At 39.8% G+C, this 16,265-nt stretch carries 12 protein-coding genes; 6 read left to right on the top strand and 6 right to left on the bottom strand.

Annotation, left to right across the window (positions count from 1 at the left end; translation table 11 throughout):
• Positions 1–9: 9 nt before the first annotated feature.
• From LXM54_RS14405 to LXM54_RS14395, 3 genes are all read left to right on the top strand, one after another.
• Entirely contained in the window at positions 10–288 is a 279-nt protein-coding gene (locus LXM54_RS14405) for a DNA-directed RNA polymerase subunit beta (protein WP_233315902.1), read from the top strand.
• Positions 289–392: 104 nt separating this feature from the next.
• Positions 393–830: a 3-hydroxyacyl-ACP dehydratase FabZ gene (gene fabZ, locus LXM54_RS14400; RefSeq protein WP_233315901.1), complete on the top strand. Its 438-nt coding sequence runs from the start codon at positions 393–395 to the stop codon at positions 828–830.
• A 168-nt stretch (positions 831–998) separates the two neighbouring features.
• Positions 999–1,397 carry a hypothetical protein gene (locus LXM54_RS14395; protein ID WP_233315900.1) on the top strand — a complete coding sequence of 133 codons (399 nt, stop codon included), beginning with the start codon at positions 999–1,001 and terminating at the stop codon, positions 1,395–1,397.
• A gap of 36 nt (positions 1,398–1,433) precedes the next feature.
• On the opposite strand, the gene LXM54_RS14390 is transcribed toward LXM54_RS14395, so the two are convergent.
• Positions 1,434–1,871, bottom strand: coding sequence for a YwpF-like family protein (locus tag LXM54_RS14390; RefSeq protein ID WP_233315899.1), 438 nt, complete (start codon positions 1,869–1,871; stop codon positions 1,434–1,436).
• Between the two features lie 381 nt (positions 1,872–2,252).
• On the opposite strand from LXM54_RS14390, the gene LXM54_RS14385 reads away from it, so the two are divergent.
• Positions 2,253–6,050, top strand: coding sequence for a S8 family serine peptidase (locus LXM54_RS14385; protein ID WP_233315898.1), 3,798 nt, complete (start codon positions 2,253–2,255; stop codon positions 6,048–6,050).
• Between the two features lie 94 nt (positions 6,051–6,144).
• On the opposite strand, the gene LXM54_RS14380 is transcribed toward LXM54_RS14385, so the two are convergent.
• From LXM54_RS14380 to LXM54_RS14365, 4 genes are all read right to left on the bottom strand, one after another.
• Positions 6,145–8,970 carry a DEAD/DEAH box helicase gene (locus tag LXM54_RS14380; protein ID WP_233315897.1) on the bottom strand — a complete coding sequence of 942 codons (2,826 nt, stop codon included), beginning with the start codon at positions 8,968–8,970 and terminating at the stop codon, positions 6,145–6,147.
• A complete protein-coding gene (locus LXM54_RS14375; protein ID WP_233315896.1) occupies positions 8,957–10,573 on the bottom strand; it encodes an SWIM zinc finger family protein in 1,617 nt (538 codons plus the stop codon). Before LXM54_RS14375 ends, LXM54_RS14380 begins: the two co-directional genes overlap by 14 nt.
• Before the next feature lie 210 nt (positions 10,574–10,783).
• Positions 10,784–11,854 (bottom strand): C40 family peptidase, encoded by a 1,071-nt coding sequence (locus LXM54_RS14370; RefSeq protein WP_233315895.1) that lies wholly within the window; start codon positions 11,852–11,854, stop codon positions 10,784–10,786.
• 211 nt (positions 11,855–12,065) lie between these two features.
• Positions 12,066–12,962 (bottom strand): helix-turn-helix domain-containing protein, encoded by an 897-nt coding sequence (locus tag LXM54_RS14365; RefSeq protein WP_233315894.1) that lies wholly within the window; start codon positions 12,960–12,962, stop codon positions 12,066–12,068.
• Positions 12,963–13,414: 452 nt separating this feature from the next.
• On the opposite strand from LXM54_RS14365, the gene dcuS reads away from it, so the two are divergent.
• Positions 13,415–15,013: a DcuS/MalK family sensor histidine kinase gene (gene dcuS / locus LXM54_RS14360; RefSeq protein ID WP_233315893.1), complete on the top strand. Its 1,599-nt coding sequence runs from the start codon at positions 13,415–13,417 to the stop codon at positions 15,011–15,013.
• The gene (locus LXM54_RS14355) at positions 15,010–15,717 is read left to right on the top strand and encodes a response regulator (protein ID WP_233315892.1); all 708 of its coding nucleotides are present in this window, start codon (positions 15,010–15,012) and stop codon (positions 15,715–15,717) included. The genes dcuS and LXM54_RS14355 overlap by 4 nt, the downstream gene beginning before the upstream one ends.
• 55 nt (positions 15,718–15,772) lie before the next feature.
• On the opposite strand, the gene LXM54_RS14350 is transcribed toward LXM54_RS14355, so the two are convergent.
• Positions 15,773–16,162 carry a thiol-disulfide oxidoreductase DCC family protein gene (locus LXM54_RS14350; protein ID WP_233315891.1) on the bottom strand — a complete coding sequence of 130 codons (390 nt, stop codon included), beginning with the start codon at positions 16,160–16,162 and terminating at the stop codon, positions 15,773–15,775.
• Between the last annotated feature and the right edge of the window lie 103 nt (positions 16,163–16,265).

The raw sequence follows: 16,265 nt of genomic DNA, 5'->3' as shown, positions 1-16,265 counted from the left end.
GATAAAATAATGTCAGTTAATACAAGCAGTCAAGAAGTCATGAAGACAAGGGAGCAGATAAGGGAAGAAAGACAAGATAATAACTCGCAAGAGAAGTCTTCTTCAAGGTTTGGCAGAGTTCGGATGTTCCCGATTTGGCTACGGTTAATCTTAATTATTGTATTGACAGCTGTAAGCATCACAGCCGGTGCTGTAATTGGCTATAGTGTTATCGGTGACGGTAAAGCTGGAGATACTTTCAAAAAGTCGACATGGACACATATAATAGATCTTGTTGAGAAAGAATAAGGATATATAATTATTTTTTTAAGGAAGGGATAATTTCCCTTCCTTTTTTATAAGGTTATTTAGTACAATTATACATAACCACATATTAGTAGGAGGTCATAAAAATGTTAGATATAAATCAAATTAAAGAAATCATTCCCCATCGTTACCCATTCTTGCTGGTCGACCGCATCTTAGAGGTCGAGGAAGGGAAGCGTGCAGTCGGAATCAAGAATGTTTCAGCAAATGAAGAGTACTTTAATGGTCACTTTCCAGAATTCCCAGTAATGCCAGGTGTGCTTATCGTTGAAGCATTGGCTCAAGTTGGAGCTGTGGCGATGCTGATTAAAGAAGAAAATAAAGGAAGACTTGCTTTCTTTGCAGGTGTTGACAGCTGCCGCTTCAAAAAACAGGTATACCCTGGCGATCAGCTTCGTCTCGAAGTAGAAATGACAAGAGTGCGCGGAAACTTTGGCAAAGGAAAATGTGTTGCTACTGTAGACGGTGAAATAGCGTGTGAAGCAGAAATCATGTTTGCATTAGGAGATAAAAAAGAAGAATAGAGCTTTTGCTCGGCAGAAGCATCTGGTGTTTAATGCCTATTGTTATATATTTATGGGAAAGTCAAATGACATGTAAAATGTCCTTTTTCTTGGACAAGATAATTATTGACCATATAAAAGGTCTTTAAAAATCTTAAAGGAAAAGGGGTTTTTCACTTGAATAAATGGATGACGCTATTAGGTGTTTCTGCATTGTCTGCAATGCTTCTTACTGGCTGCGGTAATAATGATGATCAAAGTCCGGCTCCGGAAGATGATACGACTGTAGAAGACACAGATACTACAGACAATAATATCATTCCAGACAATAACATCATTCCAGACGGTGACATGAATAACGGGACAGACAATAATCGTCTTAACAATGATGATGGTCTGAACAACAGAAATGGCGACAATGACAACAATATAGACAACGGTGATGATGGTTTTATCGATGACAACAATGACAATAATGACCGTAACACTGACAACGATCTTGATGCCGCTGAAGATGATAATGATCCTGGCGAAGACATGATTGAAGACCGTAAAGATCGCAATGACAAGGATGACAAAGATAGCTGATTTTAAAAAGGCAGTCTACAAATGTAGACTGCTTTTTTAGTCTGTATTTTTTTCTACAAAGAGCTGCTGTTTGCTGTGCATCAGTTCTTTAAACCTTTCAGACAGCACACGGCCTTCATAGCCGCTTTCAAGGAGATGATCAAGCAGCATCTCTGCATAATCCTTGCGATTCCTCATCAAGCTCCCTTGCAGCAGCACACTGATTGTGTCCGTAAATTTACTGACAGAATGGACAATGACTTCAAACGGTGCGGGGTCATTTTCCTTTTTAGAAATGACAGCATGTACTAGTAGCTTTTGTCCATCATTTAGCGCATTTTCAAAAAAAGAGTAATCTGTGTGAGCCATATATAATTCGATCAGCCAATTATGATGGTCATCCTCTTTATTGATAATTAATCCGTCTAAAATAGGTATTGCTGTTGCGTTCCCCCCTTGCAGCAGCTGAATGGAGATAAGTTTGAATGTCTTCACTAGAATGCCTCCCCCGAAAGTATCTTAGTTCCTTTTATTATAACGCAGATTGGTTCATGCTCCAATGCATGCATATATTGACTGTTTTGACAATTTTGATTTTGCTGCTGAATTATTATTGTTATTACTATATTAAGAAATTTTTTAGGATTTATACTGCTAAAGTGGTGGAGGAAAGGATAGAAACTTGTCATACTATCGTGCCTTTCGCAAATATGTGTCGAATGGCGGGGGAATATGCGATGGAAACCAACTATTATCCTAGTATAAATTCCTGTGCAAAAGGACTTTAGCACCTTAATAGTAGAAACTAACTATGATACTTTTATAGGGTATCGATATATTCAGAAAATAAAGAATTATCAGGAGGGGAGCCTTGATATGCAAAAAGGGAAGATTTTAATCTTTGTCATTATGCTGTTTATGTTATTTTCCAATAGCGTCTTAGCTGCTGGCATACCAAATAAGGTGGAAAGTACTAAGGGGAAGGACAACCAGCTTACAGTAAAAAAAATCAGCGGCAGTGATGTAAAGGAGAAATATAAAGACACAGATACTGTCCGGGTCGTAGTCGAGATGGCAACAGAACCGACTGTCGATTATGCTCAGAAACAGGACAAGCAAGTAAAAGAGCTGCCTAAAGCAACGAAGAAGAAGCTGAAAGAAGATAAACTTGCAGAACAGAAGGAAGTCAAGGCGAAGGTAAAGCAGGAAAAAGTCAAATTTACAGAAAAGGAAAGCTTTACAACAATCTTCAACGGGTTTAGTGGTGAAATGAAATATGGTGACATTAAAACCGTGGAAGAGCTTCCGGAAGTGGCAAAAGTACATATCGTAAATTCATATGAAAGACCAGACGAAGAAACAGATATGGTATACAGCAAAGAGCTTGTTCAAGCCCAAGAAGCTTGGCGGGATTATGGTTATAAAGGAGAAGGAATGGTTGTCGGTGTCATTGATACTGGAATCGATCCAAATCATCGAGATATGATTTTGTCTGAAGGGACAGAAGGGGAACTAACGAAATCTGAGGTAGACAAAGCTAAAACGGATACTGGCCTACTAGGCAATTACTACACAGAAAAGGTTCCGTATGGCTACAATTATATGGATGAAAACAATATTATCCAAGATGTTGCCGAAGGGGCAAGCATGCATGGTATGCATGTAGCTGGAACTGTCGGTGCGAATGGTGATGAAGAAAATGGCGGGATTAAGGGAATTGCTCCAGAGGCTCAAGTGCTTGCACTTAAAGTTTTCGGAAATGACCCTAATATGCAGTCCACATGGGGTGATATCTATATTAAAGCAATCGATGATGCAATCATCCTTGGTGCAGATGTCATTAACATGAGCTTAGGATCCACAGCTGGGTTCGTAGCAGAGGATTCTCCAGAACAGCAGGCAATCAGCAAGGCTGTTAATAACGGCATTCTTATGTCCATTTCAGCAGGAAACTCTGCACATTTAGGCAGCGGCTTTGCAAACCCGCAAAGCTCTAATCCGGACATCGGCGTGTCTGGTTCACCAGGCTTGGCCTATGACAGTGTCCAAGTAGCTTCTGTTGAAAATAATTTTATGAAATTGGATGGCTTGAATTATACAATTGGTGATGAAAATGGACAAGCAGCCTTCTTATCAGCTGGCAGTGTCCATCCCAATGATTTAGAGCAGAAGGACTTCGAGCTTTCTTATGCAGGGCTTGGAAAGCCAGAAAACTTTAACAGTGATGTTAAAGGGAAGTACGCGCTTATTCAAAGGGGAGAAATAGGATTTGTGGATAAGGCAATAAATGCCCAGAATGCTGGTGCTGCTGGAGTAATCATCTACAACAATACAGATGGATTTGTCAGTATGGCAAGTGACCCAGCTATTAAAATTCCGCAACTGTTCCTTCAGAAAACAGATGGAGATAAATTAGCAGCTGTCTTGGAGCAGAATGAAACAGTGTCTATTAATTTTGATGGCAGCCAAGTGACAGCAGCTAATCCTGAAGCCGGCAAAATGAGTGCCTTTACTTCATGGGGATTAACACCAAATCTTGATTTCAAACCAGAAATCACCGCACCTGGTGGTCAGATTTATTCTACATTAGAAAACAATCAATATGGGGTGATGAGTGGTACTTCCATGGCAGCACCGCATGTATCAGGCGGATCTGCCTTAATATTGGAAAGAGTGGACAGTGAATTTGGGGCAACAGGCTTTGATCGTGTCCGCATTGCCAAGAATTTGCTGATGAATACCTCTGAGCCTGTAACGGATATCGGTACAGTAAACAGCGCATTTGAATGGGATATTCCTTATTCACCGCGGAGACAGGGAGCAGGCTTAATGCAGCTTCATTCTGCCCTGCAATCGCCAGTCATCGTAACGGGAAATAAAACGGATGAGGCAAAGGTATCCTTAAAAGAGGTAGGCAATACATTCAGCTTTACCTTAAAGGCGGAAAACTTTAGCGATAAAGCAGTTTCATATGACATTACTGCGAATCTACAAACGGATTTTGCAGCATATGGAGAGCTAGGCTATAGTGCAGATGTTCTTGAAGCACAGGAAATTCTTGATGCGAGCATCTTGATTGACGGCAAAAAAGAGAAAACAGTGAAAATCGGGGCAAACAAAAGCAAAAAAATTAAAGTTACTGTCGATTTGAGCAAAGCAAAGGTAGTTGAACCATCCTTAACTGGAGACTTTGAAACACCTGTCGCGATTGATCAAGTGTTTGAAAACGGCTATTTTGCTGAAGGCTTTGTAACATTCACAGACCCGACAGACATGAATGCAGACTTGAATGTCCCTTATGTAGGCTTTAAAGGGGATTGGAACAAGGCTCCTATTCTTGACGGAATGAAATATGATACAGAGTCTTTCTATGGCATGAGTGGAGCAGTAACTACAGATGGAGAAGATTTCTCCTACTTAGGTTATGATCCTGTAAACGATAAATATACGAAGGAAGGCATTGCATTTTCACCTAATGGAGATGGTATTCAGGAAGATATCATTCCAGTGCTTTCATTCCTGCGCAATGCAAAAACCGCCGAGTTCTCTATTGTAGACAAAAACGGGAAAACAGTGCGTACCCTTCTTACAGAGGAAGAAGTGACAAAGGATTATTATGACAGCGGCAACGGAACATCCTACAAGCTCGACAGCGATTGGGCATGGGATGGAAAAGTGAACAATAAGCTAGTGGATGGTCAATACTACTATCGTATCAGCGCTACGATTGATTATCCTGGTGCTAAGCCGCAAATTGTTGATATCCCAGTGAAGGTCGACACGAAATCTCCATCTGTTAAAGCAGAGCTGACAGAAAATAATAAAGTGCTTGCAGTAGCTGCTTCAGATGATAAGAACGGGTCTGGTATCGCATATGTAGATATTTTGAAAGATGGAAAGTCCCTTTTAGAAAAACCATTAAGTGCTGACAGTGAAAGTTATACATTGTCCAAAGCGTTAAATGCTGGTGAAAGTCTGACAGTTGTTGCTTATGATTATGCTGGAAATGCAGCAGAAACAAAGCTTACAGCAACAGATACTAAAAAGGATACAACCATCCCAGTTGTTTCTTTAAATGATCCAGAAGCGCTTGGTATTTTTAATACGTTAGAGGTGCCTTTCACAGGCACGATTAAAGATGAATCAGCAATTAAGGAACTAATCGTTGCTGGGAAGACGATTCCAACAACGCTTAATCAAGAAACAGGAGAATATGAATTCAGCCAAAGCTTGCCTTTCAAAAGCGGTGTCCACGCTTTTGAAGTAAAGGCGGTAGACGCTGCAGATAATACGGCAGTCTTCAAAAGAACGATTATGGTTGATAATGAGAAGGCATCTCTGCAATTAAGTGGTTTGCCAGTAAACCGTATCGTAAAAGCAAACAAGAAAAGTGTAACAGTTGACGTTACAGCACGTGATAATTTTGATGAGCTGAAGCTTACCCTTAACGGCAGCCAGCTGTTTGCACAGAAATTTAAAGAGCCGTATGCAATGAGAAGTATAGAGAAAAAGCTTAAGAAGGTGGAGCTTATGCTTGAACCAGGCCTAAACGAATTCACTTTTGAAGCGATAGATCTTGGAGGTAATAAAACATCCAAGACAATCTATTTCTACAAGCTCGGAAAAACGGAGAAGCAATCAAGTAAAACAGTTGTTCCTGCTGATAAAGAATAGTTAGAAAAACCTAAAGGCCAATCAAATTGGTCTTTAGGTTTTTACTTTGGAAAACGATAAAACCCGGAGCTAGCGAGGCTCCGGGTTTTAGTGATTAAGAGAGGGATACAAGATCCTTCAGGTCATCTGTTGAAAGCTCTGTCAGCCAATTTTCATTTTGGATGATTTGGTCATTCAACGATTGTTTTTTCTCAAGCATAGCATCTATTTTTTCTTCCAATGTTCCTGTGCAGATCATCTTATGAACATGAACAAATTTTGTTTGTCCTATTCTGTATGCACGGTCTGTAGCCTGATTCTCTACAGCCGGATTCCACCAGCGGTCATAATGAATTACATGGTTTGCTGCAGTCAGGTTTAGTCCCGTTCCTCCAGCCTTTAAAGACAGGAGGAACACAGGGAACTCATTATTTTGGAATTGCTGTATCAGTGTATCCCTTGTGTTTTTCGGCACACTGCCATTCAAGAAAGGTACGTCCACCTTGTATTTCTTTTTGATCATTTCTTGAATCATATGACCCATCTCAATATATTGAGTGAAAATCAGGCAGCTTTCTCCTTGCTCTAGAATAGCATCAACAAGTTCGGCAAGTTTCTCCATTTTGGTGGAGCGGTCGATTAATTGAGCAGGATTTTCTTCCTTCAAATACAAGGCAGGATGGTTGCAAAGCTGCTTCAGCCTGCTTAGCATCTGTAATACGAGTCCTTTTCTTTCAAAGCCGGTCAGCTGCTCTATCCGCACAAATGTATCCGTAACAAGCTGTTCATAAAGGGCTGCCTGTTCAGGGGTTAAGCCGCAATATTCCTTCTGCTCAAGCTTATCAGGCAAGTTAAGGGCAACCTCTTCATCCTTTTTCGTTCTCCGCAACAGGAATGGACGAATGAGTGACTGAAGCCGTTCAATTCTTTCCTTTTTATTATCCTTTTCAATTGGAATGACAAACCGCTTTTGGAATTGCCCGATACTGCCAAGATACCCATGATTCGTGAAATCAAATATCGACCATAATTCATTGAGTCTGTTCTCCATTGGTGTGCCGGAAAGGGCGATATAATGTCGGCCTTTTAATTTACGGACAGCACGAGATTGCTTCGTCTGCGCATTCTTTATGTTCTGTGCCTCATCAATCGAGATGGAGCTCCATGTCACCTTTTCAAACTGATCAAAATCAATATGAGATAGACCATATGAAGTTAGAACAACATCATAATTCTGCAGCTCTTCAAGGAATTCCTCATCCTTCAAACGGTTTGATCCATAATGCAAATAGGTTTTGAGTGACGGTGCGAACCGTTCTATTTCCTTTTGCCAGTTCCCTAACACAGATGTAGGACAAATAATCAATGCTGGAGCATGATCCTCCCTGTCCGTCTCCTTCACTTTCAGCAAGTAGGAAATAAGCTGAACTGTTTTGCCGAGTCCCATATCATCTGCGAGAACCGCGCCAAATCCATACTTGCGTAAGAACAATAGCCAGCTCATGCCGAGAACCTGATAGTTTCTCAAATCTCCGAGAAACTTGCTTGGCACTTGCTCAAGGGGCAGATTTTTAACCTCCTTCAACTGGTGAATCATCGTTCTCCATTGCCTGTTAAGCTCAATCTGGATTTTCGCAAAAGCTTTAGGATTATCCAGTTCATCAGCAGATAAGTCATCCTGCTGATTTAGCTCCTGTTCAATTAAATCCCTCACATGCAAGCCTTCCTGCTCTGCTTTTTTCATGAGATCCTGAATTTGCTTAATAAAGGAGGGATCGAGCTTAATCCATCGTCCTCTTATAAAGACAAGCCTCCGTTTTTCCTCTACCATTTGCTTAAATTCATCTTCAGACAAAGTCACACCATTCATGGAAAAGCGCCAATTATAATCAAGCATTGCCTGCAGGCCGACAAAAGATGGGCGGTGGCTAGTAGTCGCAACCTTAGCCTTCACTTTCATGCTGGCACTTTTCATCGCTTGCCACCATGATGGCAGCAGAATGTCAACTCCAAGGGCAAGCAATGTTTCACTCGCATCTGTAAGAAAAAGCCATGCTTCTTCTTCTGTCAGCTGATTTGTCAGCCCTTTTTTGCCGGCGAGCCATGGGAACAGGGAAATCCATCTGGCCTGCTCTTCTTCAATATAACCTTCGTATTCAAGCCACTTTGTTGGGATGCCCTGTTCTTCTAAATCAATGACATTATCAGGATTGCTTTTTGCTTTCAAGAATATGTCGATATTCCATGTTTCCGTTAAATCAGCAGGCTCCACAAGTTTTATTCCTAATGTGAAAGGGTATGGAGTACTTTTGAGTCCCATCCATTCTTGCCAAGTTTCCTCTGTGAAATAGGCAGCCAGACTGGCAGAGGAAATATTTGCATTCCGCAACGCATGGATTTTCTCTCCAAAGACCCGTTTGCTTTCTTCATGCTCATTTAAGTACTCATCCAATGAGTCATGGAACCATTTTTTGATAAAGGATAAATTGCTTGTTCCTTCCAGTTCTTCGTCCAATGTTTCTTCCCAGAAATAGTCATTGAACTCTTCTGTGACACGCTTAGGCAACGCCCATTGGAAGGTATCCTTTTCCCAATTGCGGAAGTCTGGAATCCACTCTTTATTTTGGATAGACTCATACAAGCTTGGCGCTGCTGACAAGCAAACCTGCGCAGTGTCATTCCAATCCCATTCCATAAACCGGTTGAACCGTTCATTGGCAAACAGGGTGACCAGTTGCCATGGAGTGAGAGCAATTCCTTCCGTGCCAGCGACAGTTTCAGCGTTCAAAAATGTACCATAAAAGCTTTCTTCATGATGCTGGAAGAGAAGAGTCTTCCAATAGCTTGGATATAAGTAGTCGTGATCAGCCTCTCCAGTTAAGAAAAAGCCTTTATCTTGATAATAATGAACATTAATTTTTAAATAATTATTCTTCAGCATGTATCAATTTACCCTTTCTGCATTCTTCATGAAAGGCTCTTAAACGTTTCGTCCGATCAAGCGTCATCTTTAAGAACAGCTCAAATTGCTGCTGTTTTTTTAATTTTTTATAGATAGTCCGCAGCTTTTTCATTTGGCGGACAGCAATGCGGTAATGGTCTCTGCTTTTTTGATCAATATGTTCCTGGACAGAGCGGTGATACAACGATAAGAGCAATGCTTGATCGTATTCCTGCAGTGTCTTAATTTGCTCTTTTGTCAGCATATCGATTCCGAGTCCCATATAGGTATATAAATCAATCCATTTATCAAACTGCTTCTGTTCATACAAGAAGTCTTCGTATTTCCTGTAGCTGTATGGCAAAGTTTGATTAAACAGCCGTTCTAAAATATCCATCCTGTTTTTAGCATGACAAAACGGAGTAGCTGCCCTGATGCTCATACTTGTGAATTCATGGCAGAATTCAAAGTCATTCTCCTGTTGGATATAAGCTTTTAAGGATTGGATAAAAGGCGTTAAATACAATTCTAGTCTGTTCCAATCTCGTTTACTGTTGAGAATGTCTAACCAATAAAGCATATATGGCATGATCTCTACCTGCAGTTCCTGAATGCTGTGAACTGCCTTTTCGTCTTCTCTTAGAAGGACTTGCAAATGGGTAGCAGCAACCTTCTCTGTGAAAACTGGAGATTCTATGCTTGTGAGCTTTTTCAGCTCATCAAGTCTCCATTGTTTTTTCGTGAACAAGTTGGTCCAAAGGATTCGATATATTTGAATACTCTCAAATTCAATCGTCTTATGGAGATGCAATATTTCCCCGCTGTCATCTTTTAGCTTTTCCAAAAAAAGATCAAAGGCGAAGGGAAAGGTGAAATTGGACAGCCTGTTTAAATACTCCTGCACTCCTTGGAGCAAATCCTGAAATATATGGCGGTAATAACGGTTGATTACTCCGTCCGCGTGATTATTTTCTTTGCTCATGGAAAGAAACAGCTTAAAGGTGATTACATGCCCAACTAAAAGGTATAAATACTTCCACTCATTTTGCTGAGGAGAGGAATTTTTTAATTTGCGCATATATATATAGTACATTTCAGATATAGCACTAGGCTTCCTGCTGCTTTCTCCAATAACAGACTGAAAGGTTTCAGTGAAGAAGTCGACCCATTCTTCATAATCCGGTTCTTTGTTTCCCGGTTTTTTCAACAGATCGCTTGCACGCATAAGCGGAAGGCTGTTTAAATCAACAGCAGCTTTTTGAGGCGGCTGTCTCCACTCTGAAAGCCAAGCTGATACTTTGCCTGCAGCTCCGAGCACAGAGAAAAACAAGGCAAGCTGATGCCTGCAGTATCCTTCAGCAAAGCAAGTGCAACTGCTCATAGAGATATCATCAATATGAAGCACAGCCTTTGCAGAATTTACATCTTGTATAACCCCAGTTACTGTTTCGTGATCAATCTTCACTTGTGAGACATAATTTTGCCGATATAGAAGCAGCCCTTTTTCGACAACTTTCTGCGTAAGGGGATCACTAGAATCGAGAGCTTCTTGAAAGTTCTTAGCACATTGGTTTAAATGCTCTAAATATTGTTCATGCAGCATAGTAAATCCCTCCAGAAATCAGCGAAACCAAACAATCATGAGAAGCTGATTCATAATATGATAATCAAGAACTTGGCGTTCGTTTCTAAAAAAAGTCCATTTAATAATTATAGCGTTTTTTTGCAGGAGATGGTAGGGAAGAGGCAGGAGAAATAACAATTGCATAAAAACAAACAAGACCAGCCTTTTATAGGCTGGTCTTTGCTTTCATTAGTATAAACGTTTAATACTGTTAAAATGCTTCTTGTAATAAGCGTTATCTAAGCTTGTCTTTCTGACACCGTCAGAATCTGCGTGAACGAACTGATTATTGCCGATATAGACGCCGACGTGAGAGATTCCTTCTTTGTATGTATCCTCAAAGAAGACTAAATCACCGACAGCAGGGACATCAACATAGAAGCTGCGGTCATAATAACCTTGTGCAGAAAGACGGCTAATGGAATCACCAGTTTTGTTAAACAAGTAGTAAATTAGTCCGCTGCAATCAAAACCAGCTGTTGTAGATCCTCCCCAAGCATATGGAATACCAATTAAACTGTTGGCTACCGAAACAATGCTTTTATTAGAAGAGCTGTTGTCAGAAATGAATTCTGGCTTGCTTGCTTCCTCTTTATCAGCAGAGCTGTTTGTTTCCGTTACATTTCCTGTTGAACCGGTAACCTTCAGCTTTTGGCCAGGGAAAATAAGATCAGATGTTAAATTATTCAACTGCTTTAGTTTCGCAACGGAAAGATTATAAGATGATGCTATTTTTCCTAATGTATCTCCGCTTTTGATGGTGTATGTACCTGTACTCACAGTTGATGAGTTGTTTAATGATGAGCCAGAACTTGATGAATTGTTGCTGCTGGAAGACCCAGAAGAAGATGGTCTTGATACAACAAGCACATCACCAGGATATATAATGGTAGAACTGATGTTATTCCATTGCTTCAATTCGCCTAACGTAATCGAGAACTTGTTTGCAATCTTAATCAATGAATCTCCGGAAACGATCTTATAAGTTTTTGTGCTTGAAGTTGTTGTCTGTTTGTTTGCAGTTGTTGTGCTGCTTGAAGATGAACCTGTGCCTGCCACATTCAGCTTCTGATTCACATAAATAAGATCAGAGGATAATTTATTATCAGATTTCAATTGCTTGACAGTAGTATTATACTTGTTCGCAATCTTGCTTAGAGTATCGCCTTTCTTAACTACATAAGTACTAGCTGACGCATGGACAGAAAAAGCAGTCGAAAGAATAGCGGCAGTAGCAAAGACTGTGACTTTTTTCTTCATTTTTTTACACTCACTCCCAAAAAAATATAATTATCTAAAACTATCTTATCATAACGTATCGGTCTATAGTACCCGTTTTCATAGAAAAATAGGATCGAAGAAGCAAAAATAGGAAATTAATCATGGTTAATTTAGGGTCTATTAAACATATTACGGGGAATAGGAGGAAAAGTGTCTAAAATAAAAAAGACAGGCGCCAAATAGGGATTTCCTAATCGGTCAGCCTGTCATTATGCTCCTCTTGCCATCTGTCTATCTTCTCTTGAATATAATCTGTATATCGGCTATCCTTTACTAAGTGGAAAATAACAAGTGCTTCTTTCATATAATTGCTGGCAAGCTTGAAATTCTCCTGCTGCTCATAATTATAGCCGATATGATAGTGAAAATGGGCAAGTAAGTATAGGTTGTCCTTTTGAATAGCCCAATCGATACCTTCTTTACAATAGGAAATGGAAGACTCGTATTCATTCAAGTCTGTAAGTGCTTTGGCGATGTTGAAGTACAATCGGCTTTTAATTGTCTCATCCTGCAAATGAGGTATTTTTTGCAAATAGGATAAGGCCTTGTAATAAATCTGCAAGGATTCCTCTAGTAATCCTTCTTCATAGTGAAATATTCCTTTGCTGATAAAGATCTCAATCTCTTTTTCGGTGAAAATCTTTTCAAATGTTAAGGCGATGGCATCTTCAATCAACTCTAGAGCTTTAGGGAAATCCTTATCTACCTCATAGACATATATGGCCTTATGCCATAGAAGGATTTGATAATGCCTCTTATTGCGTGTAAACAGCGGGTTTTTCTCTTCCGCTTCAACGATTTGCTTGATTGTTTCATAGTCTGTATTTCGTCGGGCAGCTTTTAATTGTCTGCTTGTTTCGATAACGTAATCGAGTCTTGGAGTTGTGCCGATATCAAAGAAATAGTTCACGTCTATTCCTAACCTTTGTGAGATTAAGTACAATGTGGATGAAAGCGGCAGGACCTCTCCCTTCTCAATTTTACTAATTTGCGCTTGTGTGCAAATATTGTGGGAAAGTTCTTTTTGTGAAAGTCCTACCTGTTTTCGCAATTCCTTTATTTTCTCTCCAACAGCTGAAAAATCCAATTGATCACTCCCTAAAAATATTCCTAAAGTTATATTTTTGTGCGCATGCATGTAAAAAAGCCTAAAAAAAGAGCTATATCACTCGTTATCAGTCATAATCACGAATACATCTATTTATATAATATGATTTAATAGATTTTACCGCAATATATTAAGAATATTTTGCTATTTAAAGAAGTGCCCACCTACGCCTTCTTTAAAAGGAGAGCAAGATAAAATCTTAATTGAGCATACTTAATAGAACCTTATCGGTTTCTATTAAACCCCATTTATCTGTTTTACGAGTAGTCCTTTTATCTCCAATTTTCTGCCGTTTTCTTTATGAGAGCGGTCTTTTTTTATGTGAATTAATTCTCCCCCCATTTACTCTTCAAAGGTGCTGGTTCCATTCATTATTGCATGCTGCCTCATTCTGCTATAATAGGAAAAAAACCTGTTGGGAGCAAAAAGTAATGAAAAAAAGATGGAGCCTGTTTGCTACCATTATGACACTTATCAGTGCAGTGGTTATTTTCTCCTTATTAATGACAGATATCCTGATCAGCAATTTGATTAATAATCATACAATAAACAGCCTGGAGGAAAAGGCTTTAACTATATCTAGAATTGTAGCGAAAACAGAAATTGTTCAAAATGCTCTTGAAGGAGACGAAGAAGCAAAGAATCATATTCAGGCATATACGAAGGAAATTCAGCTAGATAATGGCGTGGAGTTTGTTGTTATTCTTGATATGAACGGAATTCGCCTCACTCACCCTGATGTCCAAAAGATAGGAAAGAAGTTCAAGGGTGGAGATGAGGTGAAGGCTTTGTCAGGGAATGAACAGACTAGTGTTTCAAAAGGTACACTAGGAAAGTCGATGCGGGCATTTACTCCTGTATATTCAGAGGAAGGCAAACAAATCGGAGTTGTAGCAGTCGGAATTTCTCTTGCTAAAGTCAATGAAGTGCTGGCTGAAGGGAAGTGGATTATTGTATACGGGTCCCTGCTCGGATTGCTGGCAGGAATAGTTGGCGCCTATCTGCTGGCAAAATATATTAAAAGAGTGATGTTTAACATGGAGCCGGCTGCTATTGCTAAACTGCTGCAGGAAAGAAGTGCAGTCATTAATTCTGTCAGAGAGGGCATTATAGCAGTTGATATGGCAAGAAATATCACCCTCGTCAATCAGTCTGCTATCGATTATTTACATAAACTAGGATTAAATACGAATCCAATCGGCCTGCCAATCAGCAGTTATATTCCTTCAAAGGAACTCGACCTTGTATTAGAAACAGGTGAAGCGCAGCTTGATGAAGAACAGATTATCAATGGCACGACCATCCTTGTAAACAGGGTGCCGGTTAAGGTCGATAATAAAATTGTGGGTGCGTTGTTCACCTTCAGAGACAAAACAGAAATAAAAAAACTGTCCGATCAGCTTTCTGGTGTGAAAACCTATGCAGAAGCATTGCGGGCACAATCCCATGAATTTATGAACCGCATGCAAGTTATTATCGGCATGCTTCATATGAAAAATTACGACAGGCTGAAGGAATATCTTGATGACATTGTCGATCAGCAAAGCGGAGATATTTCTGCCATTACTAGTAACATAAAGGATCCAGTCATAGCGGGCCTTCTGCTTGGTAAGCTCAGCTATGCAAGAGAAAAGGGCGCAAGCTTGAAAATATCCGTTCTAACCGTTATTCCTGAATTGACTGCAGCTGCTTCCTTTGAAATCATCACAATATTAGGGAATTTGTTGGATAATGCTTTAGATGCAGTGGAGACTAGTTCGGATAAAGAAATTGAACTAAAGCTTAAAATGACCAACGGAATGATAGATATGATAGTGAAGGATACAGGGAAAGGCATGACTAAGGAAGAAGAGGCTCATATCTTTAAAAAAGGGGTTTCCTCAAAGGGAGAAAATCGAGGTTTTGGTCTTTATTTAGTCGGTGAAAGCTTGCGCAAGGTGTGTGGAACGATTGAAGTGAAAAGCGTCCTTAATAAAGGGACGACATTTAAAGCAAGTATTCCCTATATGAAGGAGGAAAACGGAAGTTGATTTCTGTATTGATTGTAGAAGACGATCCAATGGTAGCCGAATTTAATAAGCAATTTCTACAAGAGCTGAATGGCTTTAAAATCGGCGGCGTTGCCAGCCAAGTGGACGAAGCGATAGAGATAATTAAGAGAGAAAGTATTGATTTAGTGCTGCTGGATGTGTTTATGCCCGGAAAAAGCGGACTGGATTTCCTTTCTTATATAAGAGAGCTAAATGAAAATATGGATGTGATTTTAATCACAGCCGCATCTGACATGGAGCATATTCAGGCAGCCCTCCGATTAGGAGCTGTTGACTATATAATTAAGCCTTTTAAATTTGAACGCTTTAAAGAGTCATTAATGAACTATGCTCAAAAGAAAGAATTTATGAAGGAGCAGACGAAAGTCAGCCAGAGCTTCCTTGATGAACAGATCCTTAACCGAGACCAAAAGGCTGCAAAAGCAGAGCTGCCGAAAGGCTTGACGAAGGAAACGCTCAAAATTGTCTGGGATGCGATAGAAGCACAGCTTGAACAGGAATTCACAACAGACATTATCGCAGATGAAACACAGATATCAAGGGTGTCAGTAAGAAAATACCTGAACTTCCTTAACGAGCAAGATATTATCAAGGTAAGGCTGACATATGGCAGCATCGGCAGACCGGTCAACGTCTATTACGTAAATACGAAAAGAGCTGGCTGGATTGAGCAGTTTCTGTAATAAAGCATGCATATATAAGAAGGTCCCTGATGAACAGGGGCCTTTTTGCATTAGCTTATAGAAACCGCCGCTTTGTATCCTTTGTCGGGAGCATGCAATGATCTTTTTTACCGAACCATTTATAGCGATTTTTAGCGACATAGTCATAGATTGGGTCCCGTATGAATGAGGGAATAATTTTAAAGATATAGGCAAGCTTCCAAGCTCCCTGTAAATGGAGACAGATTTGAAGAGCAGCAGCTGATTTTTCATAAAGCCTACCATTTTCAATAAGTATGACACTATTTATCGTGAGGTCCTTTTTGAAGGGAGTGAGAAGCTCCTTGCCTTTTTCCTCCTGCAAAGGTGCAAAGGTAAAATAAGCGGCAGGGTCTCTTTTAATGATAAATTGAACGGCACTGTTGCAAAGATTGCAGACACCATCAAATAATATGACCGCCTTCATTTTTCCACCTGCATTTCTATGTTTTTTTCTAATCTAACATTTTTCCTTTATTAAGGAAAATATATTTCAAGAAAATGACAGGATAAATTATAATGAAATATGA

This window comes from Bacillus sp. Au-Bac7, from assembly GCF_021341655.1.
Taxonomy (GTDB): domain Bacteria; phylum Bacillota; class Bacilli; order Bacillales; family Cytobacillaceae; genus Niallia.
This window is presented reverse-complemented; position numbering and strand designations above follow the sequence as displayed.